This window comes from Phreatobacter aquiterrae (assembly GCF_053471285.1).
The window spans coordinates 136,821-155,898 of record NZ_JBJPHW010000006.1 but is presented as its reverse complement, the minus strand read 5'-3'; the positions used below and the strand labels follow the sequence as shown (position 1 = coordinate 155,898).

18 protein-coding genes and 1 tRNA gene are annotated in these 19,078 nt (G+C 68.0%); 8 read left to right on the top strand and 11 right to left on the bottom strand.

Translation table 11 applies throughout. The features are described 5' to 3' along the window. Positions 1-395: 395 nt before the first annotated feature. Positions 396-866: an Lrp/AsnC family transcriptional regulator gene (locus ACJ4V0_RS11325; protein ID WP_448299684.1), complete on the bottom strand. Its 471-nt coding sequence runs from the start codon at positions 864-866 to the stop codon at positions 396-398. Positions 867-1,246: 380 nt separating this feature from the next. Here ACJ4V0_RS11325 and ACJ4V0_RS11320 point away from each other — a divergent pair, with 380 nt between their 5' ends. Together ACJ4V0_RS11320 and ACJ4V0_RS11315 are read left to right on the top strand one after the other, a co-directional pair. Next, a complete protein-coding gene (locus ACJ4V0_RS11320; protein WP_448299683.1) occupies positions 1,247-2,020 on the top strand; it encodes an SDR family NAD(P)-dependent oxidoreductase in 774 nt (257 codons plus the stop codon). Between the two features lie 150 nt (positions 2,021-2,170). After that, positions 2,171-4,015 carry a cation:proton antiporter domain-containing protein gene (locus ACJ4V0_RS11315; RefSeq protein WP_448299682.1) on the top strand — a complete coding sequence of 615 codons (1,845 nt, stop codon included), beginning with the start codon at positions 2,171-2,173 and terminating at the stop codon, positions 4,013-4,015. A gap of 80 nt (positions 4,016-4,095) precedes the next feature. On the opposite strand, the gene ACJ4V0_RS11310 is transcribed toward ACJ4V0_RS11315, so the two are convergent. Together ACJ4V0_RS11310 and ACJ4V0_RS11305 are read right to left on the bottom strand one after the other, a co-directional pair. Continuing rightward, positions 4,096-5,673 carry an ABC transporter substrate-binding protein gene (locus tag ACJ4V0_RS11310; protein ID WP_448299681.1) on the bottom strand — a complete coding sequence of 526 codons (1,578 nt, stop codon included), beginning with the start codon at positions 5,671-5,673 and terminating at the stop codon, positions 4,096-4,098. Positions 5,674-5,770: 97 nt separating this feature from the next. Beyond that, the gene (locus ACJ4V0_RS11305) at positions 5,771-7,261 is read right to left on the bottom strand and encodes an amidase (protein WP_448299680.1); all 1,491 of its coding nucleotides are present in this window, start codon (positions 7,259-7,261) and stop codon (positions 5,771-5,773) included. Between the two features lie 209 nt (positions 7,262-7,470). On the opposite strand from ACJ4V0_RS11305, the gene ACJ4V0_RS11300 reads away from it, so the two are divergent. Together ACJ4V0_RS11300 and ACJ4V0_RS11295 are read left to right on the top strand one after the other, a co-directional pair. Next, positions 7,471-8,631 carry a M20 aminoacylase family protein gene (locus ACJ4V0_RS11300; RefSeq protein ID WP_448299679.1) on the top strand — a complete coding sequence of 387 codons (1,161 nt, stop codon included), beginning with the start codon at positions 7,471-7,473 and terminating at the stop codon, positions 8,629-8,631. Positions 8,632-8,738: 107 nt separating this feature from the next. Continuing rightward, the gene (locus ACJ4V0_RS11295) at positions 8,739-10,106 is read left to right on the top strand and encodes a serine hydrolase domain-containing protein (protein WP_448299678.1); all 1,368 of its coding nucleotides are present in this window, start codon (positions 8,739-8,741) and stop codon (positions 10,104-10,106) included. A gap of 100 nt (positions 10,107-10,206) precedes the next feature. Here the strand turns inward: ACJ4V0_RS11295 and ACJ4V0_RS11290 are convergent, their stop codons facing one another. From ACJ4V0_RS11290 to ACJ4V0_RS11275, 4 genes are all read right to left on the bottom strand, one after another. After that, on the bottom strand, positions 10,207-10,854 hold the full coding sequence (locus ACJ4V0_RS11290) for a glutathione S-transferase family protein (protein WP_448299677.1): 648 nt from the start codon (positions 10,852-10,854) through the stop codon (positions 10,207-10,209). 2 nt (positions 10,855-10,856) lie between these two features. Then, positions 10,857-11,342: an SRPBCC family protein gene (locus ACJ4V0_RS11285; RefSeq protein ID WP_448299676.1), complete on the bottom strand. Its 486-nt coding sequence runs from the start codon at positions 11,340-11,342 to the stop codon at positions 10,857-10,859. 198 nt (positions 11,343-11,540) lie between these two features. Further along, the gene (locus ACJ4V0_RS11280; protein WP_448299675.1) at positions 11,541-12,119 is read right to left on the bottom strand and encodes a GNAT family N-acetyltransferase; all 579 of its coding nucleotides are present in this window, start codon (positions 12,117-12,119) and stop codon (positions 11,541-11,543) included. A gap of 25 nt (positions 12,120-12,144) precedes the next feature. Further along, positions 12,145-12,453, bottom strand: coding sequence for a DUF2917 domain-containing protein (locus tag ACJ4V0_RS11275; RefSeq protein ID WP_448299674.1), 309 nt, complete (start codon positions 12,451-12,453; stop codon positions 12,145-12,147). A gap of 137 nt (positions 12,454-12,590) precedes the next feature. Between ACJ4V0_RS11275 and gcvA the strand changes: the two genes are divergently transcribed. Continuing rightward, positions 12,591-13,559 carry a transcriptional regulator GcvA gene (gene gcvA, locus ACJ4V0_RS11270; RefSeq protein WP_448299673.1) on the top strand — a complete coding sequence of 323 codons (969 nt, stop codon included), beginning with the start codon at positions 12,591-12,593 and terminating at the stop codon, positions 13,557-13,559. 60 nt (positions 13,560-13,619) lie between these two features. Further along, positions 13,620-13,710 (top strand) — tRNA-Ser (locus tag ACJ4V0_RS11265). A 25-nt stretch (positions 13,711-13,735) separates the two neighbouring features. On the opposite strand, the gene ACJ4V0_RS11260 is transcribed toward ACJ4V0_RS11265, so the two are convergent. Continuing rightward, on the bottom strand, positions 13,736-14,008 hold the full coding sequence (locus tag ACJ4V0_RS11260; RefSeq protein WP_448299672.1) for a hypothetical protein: 273 nt from the start codon (positions 14,006-14,008) through the stop codon (positions 13,736-13,738). A 369-nt stretch (positions 14,009-14,377) separates the two neighbouring features. Between ACJ4V0_RS11260 and ACJ4V0_RS11255 the strand changes: the two genes are divergently transcribed. Then, a complete protein-coding gene (locus tag ACJ4V0_RS11255) occupies positions 14,378-15,718 on the top strand; it encodes a sensor histidine kinase (RefSeq protein ID WP_448299671.1) in 1,341 nt (446 codons plus the stop codon). 48 nt (positions 15,719-15,766) lie between these two features. Here ACJ4V0_RS11255 and ACJ4V0_RS11250 read toward each other — a convergent pair whose 3' ends face one another. From ACJ4V0_RS11250 to ACJ4V0_RS11240, 3 genes are all read right to left on the bottom strand, one after another. Next, positions 15,767-16,039 (bottom strand): hypothetical protein, encoded by a 273-nt coding sequence (locus tag ACJ4V0_RS11250; RefSeq protein ID WP_448299670.1) that lies wholly within the window; start codon positions 16,037-16,039, stop codon positions 15,767-15,769. 110 nt (positions 16,040-16,149) lie between these two features. Further along, positions 16,150-16,398 carry a hypothetical protein gene (locus ACJ4V0_RS11245; protein ID WP_448299669.1) on the bottom strand — a complete coding sequence of 83 codons (249 nt, stop codon included), beginning with the start codon at positions 16,396-16,398 and terminating at the stop codon, positions 16,150-16,152. A 90-nt stretch (positions 16,399-16,488) separates the two neighbouring features. Then, positions 16,489-17,121: a cupin domain-containing protein gene (locus ACJ4V0_RS11240; RefSeq protein ID WP_448299668.1), complete on the bottom strand. Its 633-nt coding sequence runs from the start codon at positions 17,119-17,121 to the stop codon at positions 16,489-16,491. 239 nt (positions 17,122-17,360) lie between these two features. Between ACJ4V0_RS11240 and ACJ4V0_RS11235 the strand changes: the two genes are divergently transcribed. Continuing rightward, entirely contained in the window at positions 17,361-19,052 is a 1,692-nt protein-coding gene (locus tag ACJ4V0_RS11235) for a peptide ABC transporter substrate-binding protein (RefSeq protein ID WP_448299667.1), read from the top strand. Positions 19,053-19,078 lie beyond the last annotated feature (26 nt).

The window sequence follows — 19,078 nt, the reverse complement described above, 5'->3', positions numbered from 1 at the left end:
CGCCCCCCGAACAGGCTTTGGCGGGGACTGTTGCAGGAAGGACACGGGCCTCTTAACCACAGGGGCCGCCGGCGAAATGACTGCAACTTGATGAAAATGCAGCGGATTTCGAACCGGTGCGGCGACCGGGAGGGTTAACCGCCAAAAGCCGCCCTGGACTCTGGCGCCAGATGACAGCCGACCGCTTCCCACGGTTCACAGTGACGCACGCCCCAATCGCCGGCCAGACACGATTCCGCGAGGAAGCCAGCAACGGCGCGGTTTCGGACGGGTTTTCGAGGCGGCGCGGCTCCCTGAGGCGATTCGACCTGCGTCAGCTGCTGGCGCGCATCCGAGCGATTCCTCCGGACCTGACCGGATTGACTTGACGGCGCATGTTCGCCCGTCGGTCGCCCTTACGCCTTCGCCACTGCCGCCGGCACCTGATAGGCGGTGGTCGACTTGATGCGCTCCATGGCGAAGCGCGAGGTGACGTTCTTCAGCGGAATGGTGTCGATCAGCCGTTTGTAGAAGGCGTCATAGGCGGCCATGTCGGTGACGACGACGCGCAGCATGTAGTCGACGTCGCCGGCCATCCGGTAGAACTCCATCACCTCGGGCATGGCCGAGACGGTGTCGGCGAAGCGCGCCAGCCACTCGCGCGAATGATCGGAGGTCTCGATCGAGACGAAGACGGTCAGGCCGAGGCCGAGCTTCTCGGGCGAGACCAGCGCCACGCGCTTGATGATGAAGCCGTTGCCCTCGAGCTTCTGGATTCGCTTCCAGCACGGTGTCTGCGACAGGTTCACCCGCGAGGCGAGTTCCGCGATCGAGATCGTCGCGTCGTCCTGGAGGATGGTGAGGATCTTCCTGTCGATGGCGTCCATGGATGCGGTCCCGGCTGGACGCCACCCCGCGGCGCCTGCGATTTGTAGAATATCCTTATCCTACAAGAACAACATCGACGCACAAGAAGAAGAATATTCCAACAGTGCCCCGCATTGCAGCACCAACTCCCATTCGCCCGGCGCCTGACGGTCATCCGCCACGCAGGGCGGCGACATGAGCCTCGCCGGTGTGGCCCGTATGGTGGCCGGGCAGCCCGCGTGTTGCAGGCGCTTGCATCGGCATTGGGACACGAGCAGGTTTGAGAGAAAGGGGCGGATGGCCCGCCTCCGGGAGGAACCGCCATGCCCATCCGTCCCAGCGCCTGTGCGGGCTGGCTCGACGCCACTCTGCGGGCTGTCGACTGTTACGGAGATGCGCAATGAGCGAGCCCTCCACATCCCTGTCGCTCGCCGGCCTCAACGCCCTGGTCATCGGCGGCTCGAGCGGTATCGGCGAGGCCATCGCGCATGGTTATGCCGAGGCCGGGGCGCGTGTGGCGATCGCCGCCCGCAGCCCGGACAAGCTGCACGAAGCCGCAGCACGCCTTGCCGCCGCCCATCCCGGCTCGAAGGGCTATGTCGCCGACGTCACCGATGGCGCGGATCTCGCGCGCCTCGCCGACACCGTCACGCGCGAGTTCGGCCCCATCGACATCCTCGTGCCCTGCCAGGGCACCACTATCATCAAGCCGACCCTCGACTTCACGCAGGAGGAGGTCGAGTTCATCTTCCGCACCAACCAGACCAGCGTCTTCTTCTCCTGCACCACCTTCGGCCGGCTCATGCTGGAGCGTGGCCGCGGCGCCATCGTCAACATCGCCTCGCTCTCGGCTCATCGCGGCTGGCCGCGCGCCTGCCCCTACGCGATGACCAAGCACGCCATCGTCGGCCTGACGCAGACGCTCGCCGCCGAATGGGCGATGGGCGGGGTGCGGGTCAACGCCATCTCTCCGGGCTTCTTCATGACGGAACTGAACGCCTCGAAGATGCCGCCGGAGCGCAAGGAGAACGCCCTGCGGCGGACGCCCATGGGCCGCTGGGGCAAGACGCAGGAGCTCGTCGGCGCAGCAGTCTATCTCGCTTCTCCCGCCGCCGGATTCGTCACCGGAACGGTGGTGGCGGTCGACGGCGGCTACCTCGCCTCGGGCATCTGAATCGGGGCTCCGCCATCACGAAAGCCTGTCCCGGCGCGGCATCCTGCCGCGCCGCCTGCGTTGCCTCAAGCCGGTACGGTCCTCATAATGCGGCGCAGGCCGTTTCCGGCCCACTCCCCTGTTCGCTGACGTGAGGCCGAAGGCTCGACAATGCCGCATGATACCCCGTTGATCGCCACTATCGTCGCCGGTCTCGGGCTCGCGTTCATTTTCGGGCTCATCGCCAACCGGCTGAAGCTGCCGACCCTGGTCGGTTACCTGCTCGCCGGCCTTCTCATCGGACCGCACACGCCCGGTTTCGTCGCCGACCAGAAGCTCGGCACCGAGCTCGCCGAGATGGGCGTCATCCTGCTGATGTTCGGTGTCGGCCTGCACTTCTCGCTGAAGGATCTTCTCTCGGTCCGGGCCATCGCCGTGCCAGGCGCCATCGTGCAGATCGGCGCGGCGACCGCCATGGGCATGGCGCTCGCCTGGGCGCTCGGCTGGACCATGGGCGCCGGCATCGTCTTCGGCCTCGCGCTGTCGGTGGCGTCAACCGTCGTGCTGCTCCGGGCGCTGCAGGAGCGCCGCATCATCGAGACAGAGCGCGGCCGCATCGCCGTCGGCTGGCTCATCGTCGAGGACATCGCCATGGTGCTGGCGCTGGTCCTCCTGCCGGCTGTCGCCGGCCTGCTCGGGGGCGAGACACAATCGGCAGCCGCCAGCGATCCGGTCGTGCAATGGCTCGGCCTCGGTGTCGGCGGCGTCGTTCTCGTCACGCTCCTGAAGGTCGTCGGCTTCGTCGCCGTGATGATGGGCCTCGGCCGCAAGGTCATCCCCTGGCTGCTGCACTATGTGGCCCATACCGGGTCGCGCGAGCTGTTCCGCCTCGCCGTGCTCGCCATCGCGCTGGGGGTTGCCTTCGGCGCCGCCAAGCTCTTCGGCGTCTCCTTTGCGCTCGGCGCCTTCTTCGCCGGCATGATCATGAGCGAATCGGAACTCAGCCACCGGGCGGCGGAGGAATCGCTGCCGCTGCGCGACGCCTTCTCCGTGCTGTTCTTCGTGTCCGTCGGCATGCTGTTCAACCCGTGGAGCCTCATGACCGGCGCCTGGCCGATCCTGGCGACGCTGTTCATCATCGTCATCGGCAAGTCGCTGGCCGCCTTCCTGATCGTCATCGCCTTCCGCTATCCGACGGGCACGGCGCTGACGATCTCCGCCTCGCTGGCGCAGATCGGCGAGTTCTCCTTCATTCTCGCCGAGTTGGGCGTCGGCCTGAAGCTCCTGCCCGAACAGGGGCGCGACCTGATCCTGGCCGGCGCCATCCTGTCCATCATGCTCAATCCCGCCGTCTTCGCCGGTGTCGGCTGGATCAAGCGGCGGCTCGATCAGGGGGCGACGGCGACGCCGCCCGCCCCCGCCGACACGCCGGCCCCGGTGTCACCCCCGCCGCCCGCTGAAGACGAGGAAGAACCGCAGACCACCGCCCTCACCGACCATACCATCCTCGTCGGCTATGGCCGCGTCGGCAGCCTGGTCGGGCAGGCGCTGAAGGAGAAGGCCCTGCCCTATCTCGTCATCGAGGACGCGGCGAGGCCGCAGGGCCGGCTCAGGGACGACGGGGTCGAGACGATCTCGGGCAATGCCGTGCGCGGCGAGATCCTCGGCAGCGCCAATGTCGCGGGCGCGCGGCGGCTCATCGTGGCCATTCCCAATGCCTTCGAGGCCGGCCAGATCGTCGAAACGGCCAGGGCAGCCAATCCGCAGCTGACCATCATCGCGCGCGCCCACTCGGACGCCGAGGTCGAGCACCTGACGAACCTCGGCGCCGGCACCGTCATCATGGGCGAGCGCGAGATCGCCCGCGGGATCATCAGCGAGGTGACGGGCGAGTCCCGTGCTGCGCCGGTGCCGCACACGGCAACCGCGACATCCTCCCCCTTCGAGCCGCTGGACCCCACTCCGCCAGCGACGTCCCCCGGCGGCGACAAGGCGCGCGACGGCTCACACATCTGACCGTGCCCGACAACGAAAAGGCCGGGCGCGAGGCCCGGCCGTTCATTGTCGTCTGCTGAAACGGGCGAAGGGTCCAGCCGTCAGGCCCGCTTGATGCTCCACGGATAGGGCGCCGAGCCGTGCGGCATGCCCGTCAGGGTCTTGCGATAGGCCGTGCGCAACGTGAACTGGCCGAGCGGAACGGTCGCGACCTCCTCGAGGGCGAGACGGCCGAGCTCCTTCGCCGCCTTCTGCTGGCCGGCTGCATCGGGCGCGTAAAGCCATTCCTCGGTGAGCGCCTCGGCCTTCGGGCTGTCCCACCAGCCGAACCAGCCACGCGCGCCCTGTCCGCGCACCAGCAGCGAGGTCGCCGGCGTGCCCCAGCCTGCGGCCGGACCGGTCGTGTGGAAGATGCTCCAGCCGCCCTTGTCGGTCGATTCGCGGCTGCCACGGCGCTGGATCACGGTGCCCCAGTCGGTCTCGGCGAGATCGACGTTCATGCCCATCTTCTGGAGGATATCGGCGGTCACCTGCCCGAGCGGGCCGATGTCCGGGAAGTCGGTCGGGTTGATGATCACCACCTTCTCGCCGGCATAGCCGGAGGCCTTCAGGGCCTCCTTCGCCTTGTCGATCGACTGCGGCATCAGGTCTTCCTGTTCGCCGCTGTAGTAGGGCGTGCCCTGCGGCCAGAGGCTGCGGCAGATCTTCCACGCGGAGGCGTCGTTGCCCTGCGATCCCCGCATGTAGTCTTCCTGCATCGCCGCCATCCGGACGGCCTGACGCACCTTCACGTTGTTGAAGGGTGCCTGCAGGTGGTTGAGGCGCATGATGGCGAGGCGGCCCGACGGATCGGTGACCTCGCGGGTGATGTCGCGCGACCGGGCCAGCAGCGGCTGAAGGTCGGCGGGCGGACGCTCCCACCAGTCCATCTCGCCGCGAACGATGGCGTTCGCTGCGGTCGAGGTATCGGGCATGATGTGCCATTCGATCCGCGGGAAATGGGCGACCTTGCCGCCGGCGCCGCGGCTGGCGGCCTCCTGGCGCGGCACATAGGCGTCAAACTTCTCGTAGACCACCCGGCTGCCGGAATTGTACTCGCCGGCGATGAAGCGGTAGGGACCCGAGCCGACCATCTCGGTGACCTGCCTGGTGGCCTCGGTCTTGGCGTGGCGCTCCGGCATGACGAAGGCCGGCGTATCGGGTTTGCCGAGGGCGTCGAGCAGGAGCGGGAACTGCCGTTTCAGCTTGATGTCGAAGGTGCGGTCGTCGATCACCTGCGTGCCGTCGATGACCTTGCCGACCAGCTGGCCGAAGGCGTCGCGCTGCGTCCAGCGCATGATAGAGGCGATGCAGTCCTGCGCGCGGACCGCCTCGCCGTCGTGGAACTTCAGGCCGGGGCGCAGCTTGATCCGCCAGCGCAGGCCGTTGTCGAGCACCTCGTGCCCCTCGGCCATCTGCGGCTGAGCCTTGAAGTTCATGTCTGCCGCAAAGAGCGTGTCGTAGACGTAATAGCCGTGGTTGTTTGTGACGGTGGCCGTCGTCCAGATCGGGTCGAGGGACGACAGGTTCGCCTGCGGGATGAACCGCATGGTGGAAGCGCGCCAGTCCTGCGCCAGCGCCGGCGCTGCCACCAGCGAGGCCGTCGCGCCCTTCAGAAGCGTACGTCTGTCAAATATCATCGCGAGTCCCCCTTCACAGCCTGCGCCAATCTCCGCGGCGCAAGGCCTTCCATCGTTGCGCGCCCGGGCGGGTCTTGCAATCGGCTTTGCCCGGCGGTCAGTCGAAGCCCATGAAACCGGGCATGGCGCTGATCGGCGCCGCGGCCGAAAGCCTGGCGATGTCGGGAACCGGACGGGCCGTGCGCGGATCGCCGGCAAGCTCCCGCTCCAGCGCCGCCGCCACGGCAAGAACCTTCGCATCGCCGCCGCGCGGCCCGACGATCTGCAGTCCGAAGGGCATGCCGTTGTGGTCGAGGCCGACGGGCAGCGAGATCGCGGGATAGCCGACCGTCGTCACCGCATAGGCGTTGGCGAGCCAGTGGAAATAGGTGCGCGTCGGCGTGCCGTCGATCTCGGCGGGATAGAGTTCCGACCAGGGCCTTGGGCTCAGCGTCACCGCCGGGGACAGGATGACATCGTAGCCCAAGAAGAATCGCTGCCAGTTTTTGTAGAGGACCGTCTGCTGCTTCAGCGCCCGCGTCACGTCGAGGGCGGAATAGGTCAGGCCCTCCTCGACATTGGCGCGCACGTTCGGGCCGACGAGTTCCGGCGTGTCGCGCACGCGCTCGTACATGCCCGCCATGAAGGCGACTGACCGCAGCACCTCGAAGACCTCGTCCGTGCCGCTGCAATCGGGCGTCGCGTCGTCGACGCCGGCAAACAGGTGGGCGAAAAGCCCGACTTTCTCGGCCAGGACCTGGCGGATGTGCTTCTCGGTGGGTGTGAAGCCGAAATCCGGGGTGACTGCCACGCGGAGCGATGCGAGGTCGATCTCGGCCGGCACCGCGAAGTCCTCGGGACGGCGGACCACAGTGCCGTGGATGGTCGTCGCGAGCGGGTCGCAGGCATCGTCCGACACCATGGTGGAGAGCAGCAGGCAGAGGTCCGGCACGGTGCGCGCCATCGGACCGAGGACACTCAGGGGGTTCCAGCCGAGCGGCCGCTTGTCGCTGGGGACGAGCCCCGGCGAGGGGCGGAAGCCGACGATGCCGTTGAAGGCGGCCGGGTTGCGCAGCGAACCGCCGGTGTCCGATCCGGTGGCGATCGGCACCATGCCGCAGGCGAGCGCCACGCCCGAGCCGCCGGAGGAACCCGCTGCCGACTTCGCGGGATCGAAGGGATTACCTGTCGCCCCATAGACGGCGTTGCGGGTGTTGGCGCCGGCGCCCCATTCCGGCGTGTTGGTCTTGCCGAGGACAATGGCGCCGGCCTCGCGCACCGACTTGACGATGAGTTGGTCCTCGTCCGGCACGAAGTCCTTGAAGAGAACGCTGCCATAGGTCGTCCGGAGGCCCTTGGTGTTCTCGAGATCCTTGACCCCGACCGGCAGGCCGTGCAGCGGACCGAGCGCATCGCCCCGCGCGACCGCGGCATCGACCGCCTTCGCGGTCGCCCGCGCGCCCTCGTAGTCCCGCGCCACCATGCAGTTCACGGCGGGGTCGACAGCCTCGATCCGCCCGATGCAGCTTTCCAGCAGTTCGGATGCGGAGAGCTTCTTGGCGCCGATCAGACGGCGGGCCTCGACGGCGGTGAGGTCGCAGGGGTTCATGGCAGTCGGACTCGCTGGGGTGATGGGGCGCACCATCCTGTGCCAGCGGAGCACGGCGACGCAATCTCGGGGCGGGCGAGGCATGGCTGCCGCGCATGGCTCGGCCCGCCCGCCCGCATCGCCTGCATGGCAGGGGCGGCGAGCCGCGGCTATGGTCCCTCTCCCCGCGGCCACGCGCCGACGATCGAGACCAACACAAGGGCCTGTCCATGCCGATCCCCGAGAAGATCACTGCCCTCGCTCCCGAGATGACCGCCTGGCGGCACGACTTCCACGCCCATCCCGAGATCGGCTTCGAGGAGCGGCGGACCTCGGAGATTGTCGCGAAGGCGCTGGAGGGCTGGGGCTACGAGGTTCATCGCAACGTCGGCAAGACCGGCGTGGTCGGCCGCCTGAAGGTCGGCACGTCGACCCGCTCCGTGGGCCTGCGCTGCGATATGGACGCGCTGCCCATGCAGGAGACGACCCAGCTCGCCTACCGCTCCAAGTTCGAAAACCGCATGCATGCCTGCGGCCATGACGGCCATACCTCGAGCATGCTGGGCGCCGCGAAGTATCTCGCCGAGACGAAGAACTTCGACGGTACCGTCACCCTCATCTTCCAGCCGGCCGAGGAGGGTGTCGGCGGCGCCAGCGCCATGCTGGCGGACGGCCTGTTCGAGCGTTTCCCCTGCGATGCGGTCTTCGGCTTCCACAATTCGCCGAAGCTCGACGTCGGCAAGTTCGCCATCCGGCCCGGTCACATGATGGCCGGCGGGGCCTTCTTCGACATCAAGGTGCAGGGCCGCGGCTCGCACGGTGCCCACCCTGAGCATTCGATCGACCCCGTGCTCACCGCCTGCCAGATCGTCACGGCGCTGCAATCCATCGTCGCCCGCAACATCGGCGCGGTCGACCAGGGCGTCATCTCGGTGACCCGGATCGAGGGCGGCGACGCCTACAACGTCGTGCCGGACACAGCCTTCATCCGCGGCACGGCGCGCTTTTTCAAGCCCGAGGTCGGCAAGCTGATCGAGGAGAATATGAAGCGCATGGCCAAGGGCGTCGCGGCCGGCTTCGGCGCCACCGCCGAGGTCGACTGGCGGCTGATCTTCGCGCCGCTCTACAACACGCCGGAGCACGCGACCTTCGCCGCCGATGTCGCGGCCGAGATCGCCGGCGAGGCCAATGTCGAGCGCAACCGCTCGCTCATCATGGGATCGGAGGACTTCTCCTTCATGCTGGAGAAGGTGCCCGGCGCCTATATCAACATCGGAAACGGCGATTCCGCCCAGGTCCACAACCCCGCCTACGACTTCAACGACAAGCTCCTGCCCTATGCGGCAGCCTTTTATGCACGCGTCGTGGAGAAGAAGCTGGCCGCTGTCTGACGGCACGGACGGGAGATCGCCCTTTCACCATCCGGCGATCTCCCGCTTTCCCCCTGTCGCAGCGCCGTGCCAATGTCGCGCCGACAAGTATTGCGAGGGGGATGACCATGGATGCCTGGCTGAGGGCCGCACTCGACTACGTGCCTCGCTGGATCGATTTTCAGGTCCAGCACGTCGACCAGCCTGGCTGTTCGATCGCCATTGCCCACAAGGGCGAGATCGTCCTGGAAGAGGCGTTCGGCACGGCCGATCTCGCCTCGGGCGAAGCCCTGACGTCCCGGCACCGGTTCCGAGTCGCTTCCCACTCCAAGACCTTTACCGCGGCCGGCATCCTGAAGCTGAAGGACCGCGGCCTCCTCCGCCTCGACGATGCGGCGGGCACCTTCGTGCAGGGGCTGCATGAGGCGGCGGCGGCCGCCACCGTGCAGCAACTGCTGTCCCACAGCGCCGGCTATGTCCGCGACGGCGCGGATGCCGGCTATTTCGGCGACCTGCGCCCCTTCCTCACCGCAGCCCAGTTGCGCGAGGAACTGGCGCTGCTGCCGCCCCTGCCCGCCGGCCAGCGTTTCAAATACTCCAACCACGGCTTCGGCATCCTCGGCCTCATCATCGAGGCGGTGACCGGCGAGCATTACCGCGACTGGATCATGCGCGAGATCGTCGTGCCGGCAGGGCTGACGGAAACCCATGCCGACATCGGCCTGATGGGCGAGGGCACGCTGGCGAAGGGCCATTCGACCCGCCTGCCCTTCGGCAGGCGCCTCGTCATCCCCGGGGACGCCGCAACCGCCGATCTCGCCTCTGCCACCGGCTTCGTGTCCACGGCCGCCGATCTCGCGCGCTTCTTCTCGCAGCTTGCGCCGTCGTCTCCGTCGACGCTCCTCTCGGCCGCCAGCCGGCGCGACATGACCCGCCGCCACTGGCGCGACAATGAATCGACGCTGGAGCGCTATTACGGGCTCGGCACCATCTCCGGCTCGCTCAGCGGGTGGGACTGGTTCGGCCATTCCGGGTCCTTTGCCGGCACGCTGTCGCGCACGGCCGTCTTCCCGGCGCAGGACATCGCCATCTCGGTGCTGACCAACGCCATCGACGGTCCGGCCCAGGTCTGGGTCGACGGCATCGGCCACATTCTCAAGGCCTTCGAGAAGGGCGGCGCGCCGAATGCCGAGGTCGCCGACTGGGCCGGCCGCTGGTGGACGCTCTGGGGCGCGGTGGATCTCGTGCCGGTCGGCAACAGGGTGCTGGCCTCGCCGCCGGTGCTGAACCCGCCGCTGTCCGAGGTCAGCGAGATCACGGTGACCGGCCTCGACGCCGGGCTCATCACCCGCGCGCCAGGCTTCAACCAGGCCGGGGAAGCCGCGAGCCGCGTCCGTGATGCGGAAGGCGAGATCGCCGAGATCTGGCTCGGCGGTGTCCGTCTCATCGGTGAATTCGCCTTCGCGGAGGAGGCCGCCGGCCGCTACGGCGGCTGACGGACAAGCGGACGGGAAAAGAAGGCCCGACCTTTCCCGGCATAGGGGGCACCGCCGGGAAAGATCGGGCTTGGGGCCATTCCCTGGCCCCTGGACCTCGTCAGGCGGCGACCGCCTCGGGAAAGGGTTCGTTCCAGAACCGGTGGGTGCTCAGGCGCTCGTTCCAGCGCGCCACACCCGGATAGTCGCCGAGCGGGATGTTCGCCTTCTCCGCATAGGGAAAGGTGATAGCCACCGAGACGTCGGCCAGCGAGAGGCGCGGGCCGAGGAGGAAATCCCGGCCCTTGAGATGCGCGTCGAGCAGCGCCAGCCCCTTGCGCGTGCGCGCCAGCGCTGCGGATTCCGCCTCCGCGTCCACGTCGCCCAGACCGAACATCGGCCTGATGATGTGTTCGAAATAGAGCGTGGCGGTCTGCGGATTGAACTCGTGCGCCGCCCAGCTCAGCCAGCGCTGCGCCTCGACCTGGCCGCGCGGGTCCGACGGCCAGAGGCCGGAACCCGTGGTCAGCGCCAGATGCAGCATGATGGCGTCGGACTCCCACAGGACGAGGTCGCCATCGACAAGGACCGGCACCTTCGTGTTGGGATTCAGCGCCCGGAAGGCAGGCGCCTTGTGCTCGCCCCTGCCGAGATCGACGCGGATGAAGTCGACGGGTGCGTCGAGATGCCGGGCCACGAAACAGGCCTTTCGCGGCATCATCGTCTCGGCGAAGTGGAGCTGCATGCGTTCGGGGGAACGGGGGTGCATGGTCAGGCCTCGCGCGAGAACAGCGCTTCCAGCTTGTTGAGGGACGCGGTCCAGCCGCGGGTGTGGCCGAGGCGGGCCGCCTCGTCGAAGAGCTGCTCGTGGATCAGCGTCAGCATGCAGCCCTCGCTATCGGGACGGCATCGGATCGTCACCTGCGAGACGCGTTCCGGCGTCGACTTCCAGAACCACGAGAAGACCAGCCGCTCACCCGGCACGACCTCCTTGTAGACGCCGTGGACGTCATGGCGCTCGCCGGCATAGGAGAAGCCGATGTGGAAGGCGCCGCCGACGCGCACGTCCAGTTCCACCACATCCATGTCGTCCGGCGTGCCCGGCCCCCACCACTGGGCGAGCCTCAGCGGGTCCGTCCACGCCGCATAGACCCGCGCCGGAGAGGCGTTGAGCCAGCGCCGAAGGGTGAGGCTCGGCCGCGTCGCCGCAAGGGGGACGCCGGCGCCGGTGGTGATCGGCTGGGATTGGGCGGACATGGCTCATTCTCCAGAAAGGCTTGCAGGCGATCGAGGCGGCATTGCCAGAAGGTCCGGTATCGGGCGATCCAGTGCATCGCCTCCTCCCTGGCACGGCGTTGAACTGGCAGGCGACCCCGCGGCCGGGGTCGATCGACCCTTTATTTAACCATTGAGTTAAGTGATAGAAGGGGCCGGCCGGCCTGTCAAGCCCCCGCCTCAGGCCGCAAGGGCCGATCCGGCATCGAGGCCCGCCAGACGCGTGCGCAAGCCGGCAGCGACCGAAATGCGCCGTTCGATCCGGATGAGACGCGGATCGCCGGGGTGCGGCCGGGCGACGAAGCCGGCACGCGCCGCCAGGGCCAGCATGCGATCATTGCCGCGCAGCACCTCGCCATGAAGCACGTCGACCCCTCTGGAGACGGCCCGCAGTCCGATCCCGGCGAGGATCGCCCGGCCGATGCCCTGCCCCTGCCAGGCGTCGGCGACGGACAGGGCGAATTCCGCCGTCGTGCCATCGCCACCGATGGCGCAGACCCCCTCCCCGATCAGTCGCATCCCGTCCGGTCCGTCCAACTCGGCTGCGACGGCGAAGACGGGACCGGTTCCGTCACCGATCAGGCGGCGCGCCTCGGCGAGGGATAGACCATTGATCACCCCGAGGAAGCGGTACCGGCGCGAGAGCGGCGACAGGCCCTCGACATGCGCTTGCAGGCGCGCTTCCTCGCCCGCCTCGAACCGGCGGACGATGAGTTGCTCGGTCAGGGTGACGCGCGCGGCAGCCGGCCCGCGCCGCATGGGTGGAGCGGACCGGAGCATCGCGTCAGGCCGCCCTGGCCGGCTGGTTGAGCTCGGCGGGCATCTCGTTGGCCGGCGCCCCGCCGGACAGTTCCGCCCCGGCCGCGGTCACCTCGATCTCCGCCGGCCCGGCAATGGCGCAGACGAGGCTGAGCCCGCCGCGATCGATGACGAAGCTCTCGCCCGCCTCGATGAGGATGTCGCGGGAATCGTCCTCCAGCGTCACCCAGACAGCACCGGCATGGCACAGGACGGCGGCGCCGAGGGCGCCTTCGAGGCGGATGATGCCGCCACGGCGGACGTGGACGCGCGAGGGGGTGTCGAGACAGACCATGGCGGCCTCCTCTGAATGAACGAGGGGAATGTCAGAACTGATCCGGACGCGACAACTGCTCCGGCATGCGCTTATGATGTTTGCTCTTGCGGCACCGCACAAACGATCAATTCTCACGCACTGCATGAGTTCAGAGAATGGCACGCAAACGCTATGACCTGCCGCCCCTGGGCTTCGTCCAGGGGTTCGAGGCGGCCGCCCGCACCCTCTCCTTCACCCGCGCCGCCGACGAACTGGCGCTGACCCAGTCGGCTGTCAGCCGCCAGATCAAGACGCTGGAGGAGCATCTCGGCGTGACCCTGTTCGAGCGGCGGCACCGCGCCCTCGCCCTCACCGAGGACGGCCGCGCCTTCCAGCGCATCGCCATCGACGTGCTGGACCGCCTGCAGGGCGCCATCAACCAGATGCGGGCGCGCAGCACCGACAACCAGCTGGCGGTGACCACCGTCTCGGGCTTCGCCTCGCTCTGGCTGATCCCCCGGCTGAAGCGCTTCACGCGGCTCCACCCGCACATCGACGTGCGCATCATCGCCAACGACCGCGTCCTCGACCTCGACCGCAGCATGATCGACCTCGCCATCCGCTATTCGAAGACCGACCGCGCCGCGGCCGGCGCCGAACGCCTGTTCGCCGAGGACATCCTGCCCGTCTGCCATCCCTCGCTCGTCGCCGACGGCGTCACGCCGCTGCGCCGGCCGGAGGACCTCCGCCACCACACGCTGCTGCATCTCGATTACCACGGCGCCAGCCGCACCTGGTTCGACTGGGGCACCTGGATGACGGCGCTCGGCATCGAGGACCTGAAGCCCGCCGGCTCGCTGCGCTTCTCGCGCTACGACCAGATGATTCAGGCGGCGATGAGCGGCCAGGGCGTGGCGCTCGGCGTCTCCCCGCTGATCAACGAGGCGATCCGCTCCGGCACGCTGGTCGCTCCCTTCGACCGGCAGGTCGACGGCCCCCACGGCTACTATCTCATCCGCTCGCAGGCTGGCGCGGCCAAGCCCCAGGTCGCCGCCTTCTGCGCCTGGCTGCGCGAGGAGGCAGCCGAGGACGCCATCGCCGAGCCGCTCGCCGAGACGGCCGGCTTCGGCATGACGGTGCTGTGAACATCGCCCGCCCCGCCGCCTTGCAAATCACCGGCGGCGCGGGCATAGAAGCGCGCTAACGGAGACGTGGCCGAGCGGCTGAAGGCACTCGTTTGCTAAATGAGCATACCCCAAAAGGGTATCGAGGGTTCGAATCCCTCCGTCTCCGCCACTCCACCCGCCGCCCCGCCGCCAACCTATCGCGCCTTGCCGTTGGGCGATCGGTGAACATGGATGAACTGGTCGAGCATCTCGCCGGCCGTATGCCGGTCGGCCCTGGAGACGCCCACCTGATGGCGACGCGGGAACACCTCGGCCTCTTCCAGCTGGGTGTCGAGATAGCCGTGTCGGGTCGCCCAGTCGTGGAAGGCGAGCCGGAGCGCATCGAAACGGGAAATGCCCGGATGCTGTTCGGCGATGAAGATGTCGAGCGCCCTCAAGAGATCCTGCGAAAGAAACTTGTCGACCATGATGCCATCCTCGTGGCCATTGTGACGCGTCTCAAACGCGGTATTTTTGGCATCGGTTCCCGGCCCGAAGTCGAGAATTTATGACCTCTACGCTGCCTCGCCACATTTGAGGGCGATTGTCGCCAGCGACGGGATCAACCGAGCCGACCTTCGGCCCCACCTGCCGACTTGCGTCCGCTCGGAAGGCGATCATCAGGTCGCACAGTGTGGCGAGCAAGTTGCGGCCGCTGATGACGGATCCCTGAACGCGGGCGATGAGCCGGCGGACGCTGCGGCGGAAGGGGATCTCTGACCTGAACGTCATTTGACACATTGACCGCGGCCGCGACGCCCTATCGATTACCTCCACCGCTTTCCCCCGGGGTCCGAATGCTTGCAGCCGCCACGCCATTGCCGAAAATCCGCGCCGCCCTTGCCGTCAACTCACTCGTCCTCGGCCTGTTGATCCTGGCGTCCGCGGCGTTGTTCGCCATGTGGGCGAACTGGCAGGCGGCGCAGTCGGCGGACTGGGCCATCCATTCGCTCCAGGTTCGCGAGCGGTCCGAACAGGTGCTCCGGCGCACCCGCGAGGCACAGTCCGGCATCCGGGCCTTCGCGTCGACCGGGAACCGCGAGTTCATGCAGTTGCTCGACGGGGCCGAGGATCAGGTCCTCAGCCACCTGGCGCAATTGCAGGCGCTGGTGGCGGAAAGGGCGTCCCAGGTCCGGCTGGTGGAGCAGGCGCGCCCGGTCCTGCTGCGCGTATTGGAGCAGTCGAAGGAGATCGCGCGACTGACCCAGGCCGGAGACACGACGGCGGCCATCGCGATCATCGCCGACGGCCGGGGCAAGGGCATGATGGACGAGGCGACGCGCCTCATGGAGCAGATCAAGTTCACCGAGCAGACGCTGCTGGACGAGCGCCTCGACTGGGCCCGGCTCACGCGGATCGGTAGCCTTGTCGCCATGCTCCTGATCATCGGGGTGCTCGTTGCCGTCGGCAGCCGGCAGATTGTCAACGCGCTCGGGGAGGCGAAGCTGCTCGCCGCCGACAATGCTTCCCTTGAAGCCCTGATCGATCAGCGCACCGAGGACCTTCAACGCGAGAAGCTGCGTGTCGAGGCCCTGCTGCGCGACGTCAACCACCGGGTCGGGAACAATCTTGCGATGGTGTCATCGCTGCTCAACATGCAAAGCCGCGCCGAGGGCAGCGAGGACGTGAAGCGGGCGCTCGCCAATGCGCGAGAGCGAATCCACGCCATCGCTGCCGGTCAGCGGCGGATGCGGCTCAACATCGAGACCGATGAGGTCGAGGCCCGCCCCTATCTTGAGGAGGCCATCACGGCCATCCGCGAGACACAGCCTACCCCGAAGATCGCGGTCGAGCTCGACATGCCGGACATGGTCGTCTCGGGGAGGGACGCCCTCAGCTATGTCGTGCTGATCAACGAACTCGTCACCAACGCTCTGAAGCACGCCTTCCCGGGCGACATCTCGGGTCGCGTGCGGGTCACCATGTCGCCGGCGACGGACGATGCGCCGCGCCGCCTGATCATCGAGGATGACGGCGTGGGATTGGCCTCGGCGGAGGGAGCGGCGCGGGGGATCGGCCAGGTCGTCGTCGAGAACCTCGTCCGTGGCCTGCGGGCGAAGCTGACGTCCGGGCCGGCGCGCGATGACGCGGAGAGGCCCGGGCATCGCGTCGAGATTGCGTTCACCGCCGCCGAATAAGGCGGACGCAAGCAGGTGACGGATCAGGCCCGTCACGCCCTCTCCGTCTCACTGTCCCTGAAGGGTCCTGTCCGGCAGCGCATCGACCGCCTCGTCGACGCCGGTATCCTCACCGGTCACGCCGCGCTGCAGAACCTTCGTCGCTGCCCGATCCTTCTGGGCGGAATCGGTCGGAATCGGCGCCGTGTCCGGCGTCGCGGTCAGCCCGACGTCGTCGGGCTTGCGTCCGTCGGCGCGGGCCGCCTCGGCGAACGTCGCCAGCGCTTCCGGCCGCTGACCGTCGGTGTCACGATAGGCTGGGTCTCGTTTCGTGTCGCTCATGGCCTCACTCCTCTGTCGTCCGGGAGAAACGCCGCGCGACCGTCCGGGTTCCGCGAGAGCCGGGCGGCGCGCCGCCAGCGACCACCATCATGATCGCTGGCGGCGTCCGGTCAGTTGCCCCAGCGGCGCCAGCCACGGCCGGGAGGCGGGCCACGGCGCCGTCCACGGCCCGGTGCGACCCAGCCGCGACGCCTGCGCTGCCCGGGCGGAACCCACCCGCGCCGGCGACGCTGGCCGGGCGGACGCATGCCATCGGGGCCCCAGCCGCGCCCCTGGGCGCTGGCCGGCGATACGGCCGTCACGGCCAGCACTGCGGCCACGGCCACCAGCCACTGCCGTCGTCCGATTCTGTCGATCATGATCGTCGCTCCTGTCTTGGGCACATCGGACGTCAACGCGGATGGCACCAGAGTGGTTCCAGTCGCGGCGAAGGCCCCACTGTCCGCCCCTCAGGATCCGGAGCGGGCGCCCAGCGTCGTCACCCAGATGATGCGCGCGACCTGCTGCGACGGGTTGTCGAACATATGCGGCACGGTGGAGGGGAAGCGGAAGCTGTCGCCGGCCTCCAGCACGTGCGCCTCGTGGTCGAGCCAGAGACGCAGGCGGCCCGACAGCACATATCCGGCCTTCTCGCCGGTATGCTGGACGAAATCCGTCCCCGACGAGCCGCCGGGGTTGAGCGTCAGTTCGTAGAACTCCAGCTCGCCCTTTTCGACCGGGGTCAGCGCCTCCTTGACCACGCCGCTGGCGGTTAGCCGCAGAAGCCGGCGGTCGTTCTTGCGCACGATGTAGCGCGCCGGCGACACCACCGCATGCTCCTCGAAGAAGTAGGAGATCGGCACGTCGAGGGCGATGCTGAGCAGCCGGAGGGTTCGCACAGATGGCGTGGCGAGCGCCCGTTCGACCTGGCTGATCATGCCCGTCGACAAGCCCGTCCGCTTCGCCACCTCCTGCATCGACAGGCCGGCGCGCTGGCGCATGACGCGGATCGTCTCGCCCAGGCGCTGGTCGCCGTCCGCATCCACCATGGACTCTGCAACTTCTGCCGTCCCGGTGCGTCCGGCGCTGCTGCGGCCACTCATGCTTGGATCTCCCGTCGTTCGCCCGCCGATCATTGCCACCTGCGCGTGGAGAGAAGATCTCCTGTGCGGGCAACCGAGCATCGCTTGCGACGCCATTGACAGCTCTGTTTAGCAGTGTTGAAGTTCTCTGCCGACAATTCAAGATCACTGAAGGCCGCGGATGGCAAATCCGCCGGGCGCCGGAACATTCCGGCGAACGGTACCGCCATGCCGTGCGCCAGGCCAAGGGGGACTGCACGATGGTCGACAAGACGAAGCATGGCGCATTCGGGCCGGCGAACGAGTTTGCCGCGCCGAGCCGCCGCACGCTGATGGTCCTCGGCGCGGGAGCCGCTGCCGGCATGGCCGCACCTGCCTCCGTGTTCGCCCAGGGCGCCCGCCCCTCCACGCCCCCGGAAAGGCCGCGCGGCCAGATCGTCGCCGCCCTGTCGCAGGAGCCGACCGTCTTCAACCCGCTCATGCCCGGCATCGAGGTGGATCAGGCGGTCTGGTGGCAGCTCTTCTCGACGCTCTGGTACATCGACGCCGACGGCAATTTCGTCCCCGACCTCGCCCGCGAGATTCCCACCGTCGCCAATGGCGGCCTGTCCGCCGACGGCCTGACCTGGAAGATCAAGCTGCGCCCCGGCGTCAAATGGCATGACGGCACCGCCTTCACCGCCGACGACGTCAAGTACTCGCTGGAGCTGATCAACAATACGAACTTCCGGGTGCGCAACCGCGTCGGCCACAGCCTGGTCAAGGACATCAAGGTCGTCGCGCCGGACGAGATCCACTGGCGCATGGAGGCGCCCTACTCGCCCTACCTGTCGATCCTGTCGCTCACCTTCCTGGTGCCGAAGCACGTGCTGGAGAAGGCTGCGGACCCGAACACCTCGCCGATGAACAACGCGCCGGTCGGCACCGGTCCGTTCCGCTGGGGCTCGCGCACGCCCGGCGACAACATCCTGCTGATGGCCAACACCGCCTATCACGGCAAGGGCCCCTACGTGGAGCGGCTGATCTTCAAGTACATTTCCGACCTGACCGTGCTCTACACCCAGTTCCGCACCGGACAAGTGGACTACACCGGCATCCAGGGCATCCTGCCGAACTTCGTAGCCGAGGCGAAGACCCTGCGCGACCGCACCGTCGTCGTCTCCTCGACCTCGTCGGTCGAGCACATCGCGCCCAACCTCGAGTTCGGGCCTCTCGCCGACCGGACGGTGCGCGAGGCGCTCTACATGGCCGTCAACAAGAAGGCGATCATCGACGCGCTGAACTACGGCCTGCCGACGCCCACCGAAACCTTCGTGCCGCAGCAGGGCTGGTCGTTCCAGCCGGGCCTGCCACAGCACGCCTATGATCCGGCCAAGGCCAATACGATGCTCGACGCGGCGGGCTGGGCGCGCGGTTCCGATGGCGTTCGCGCCAAGGGGGGCGTGCGTCTGGAGTTCACCAACTCGACCACCTCCGGAAACGCTGTGCGCGAGCAGACCCAGCAGCTCCTCATGCAGGACTGGCGCGGTATCGGCGCCGCCATGCGCATCCAGAACATGCCGCCCGCCGTCATGTGGGGCGAGTTCTGGCAGCAGTCGAAGTTCAACTCGGCGCTGGTCTCGGTCAACTTCATGCTGGGCAGCGACCCGGACGTCACGCCGCGCTTTGGCTCCGGCGCGATCCCGGCCAAGGGCGGCCGCGGCTTCAACACCTACCAGTACCAGAACCCGGAGGCCGACCGCCTTCTCACTCTCGGCGCGACGCAGTTCAACATCGCCGAACGCAAGGCGACCTACGGCCAACTGCAGAAGGTGATCCGCAACGATCTCGCCATCCTGCCGCTGTACCAGGGTATCATCGCCGAGGGCATGAAGGCGAACCTCAGGGGCTTCCGCCCCAACGCCAACACCTCGACGAACTGCTGGAACATCCGCGAATGGTACTGGGCCTGATGCGGCCGCGAGACCGGATCGCCTGA

Bases quoted from the DNA above. Each gene is read 5' to 3' on its own strand.
- ACJ4V0_RS11275 (WP_448299674.1), bottom strand. From the start codon at position 12,453: ATGGTCTGTCTCGACACCCCCTCGCGCGTCCACGTCCGCCGTGGCGGC.
- ACJ4V0_RS11305 (WP_448299680.1), bottom strand. From the start codon at position 7,261: ATGAACCCCTGCGACCTCACCGCCGTCGAGGCCCGCCGTCTGATCGGC.
- ACJ4V0_RS11310 (WP_448299681.1), bottom strand. From the start codon at position 5,673: ATGATATTTGACAGACGTACGCTTCTGAAGGGCGCGACGGCCTCGCTG.
- ACJ4V0_RS11235 (WP_448299667.1), top strand. From the start codon at position 17,361: ATGGTCGACAAGACGAAGCATGGCGCATTCGGGCCGGCGAACGAGTTT.
- ACJ4V0_RS11245 (WP_448299669.1), bottom strand. From the start codon at position 16,398: ATGATCGACAGAATCGGACGACGGCAGTGGCTGGTGGCCGTGGCCGCA.
- ACJ4V0_RS11320 (WP_448299683.1), top strand. From the start codon at position 1,247: ATGAGCGAGCCCTCCACATCCCTGTCGCTCGCCGGCCTCAACGCCCTG.
- ACJ4V0_RS11295 (WP_448299678.1), top strand. From the start codon at position 8,739: ATGGATGCCTGGCTGAGGGCCGCACTCGACTACGTGCCTCGCTGGATC.
- ACJ4V0_RS11300 (WP_448299679.1), top strand. From the start codon at position 7,471: ATGCCGATCCCCGAGAAGATCACTGCCCTCGCTCCCGAGATGACCGCC.
- ACJ4V0_RS11260 (WP_448299672.1), bottom strand. From the start codon at position 14,008: ATGGTCGACAAGTTTCTTTCGCAGGATCTCTTGAGGGCGCTCGACATC.
- ACJ4V0_RS11285 (WP_448299676.1), bottom strand. From the start codon at position 11,342: ATGTCCGCCCAATCCCAGCCGATCACCACCGGCGCCGGCGTCCCCCTT.
- gcvA (WP_448299673.1), top strand. From the start codon at position 12,591: ATGGCACGCAAACGCTATGACCTGCCGCCCCTGGGCTTCGTCCAGGGG.
- ACJ4V0_RS11325 (WP_448299684.1), bottom strand. From the start codon at position 866: ATGGACGCCATCGACAGGAAGATCCTCACCATCCTCCAGGACGACGCG.
- ACJ4V0_RS11240 (WP_448299668.1), bottom strand. From the start codon at position 17,121: ATGAGTGGCCGCAGCAGCGCCGGACGCACCGGGACGGCAGAAGTTGCA.
- ACJ4V0_RS11280 (WP_448299675.1), bottom strand. From the start codon at position 12,119: ATGCGGCGCGGGCCGGCTGCCGCGCGCGTCACCCTGACCGAGCAACTC.
- ACJ4V0_RS11290 (WP_448299677.1), bottom strand. From the start codon at position 10,854: ATGCACCCCCGTTCCCCCGAACGCATGCAGCTCCACTTCGCCGAGACG.
- ACJ4V0_RS11250 (WP_448299670.1), bottom strand. From the start codon at position 16,039: ATGAGCGACACGAAACGAGACCCAGCCTATCGTGACACCGACGGTCAG.
- ACJ4V0_RS11315 (WP_448299682.1), top strand. From the start codon at position 2,171: ATGCCGCATGATACCCCGTTGATCGCCACTATCGTCGCCGGTCTCGGG.
- ACJ4V0_RS11255 (WP_448299671.1), top strand. From the start codon at position 14,378: ATGCTTGCAGCCGCCACGCCATTGCCGAAAATCCGCGCCGCCCTTGCC.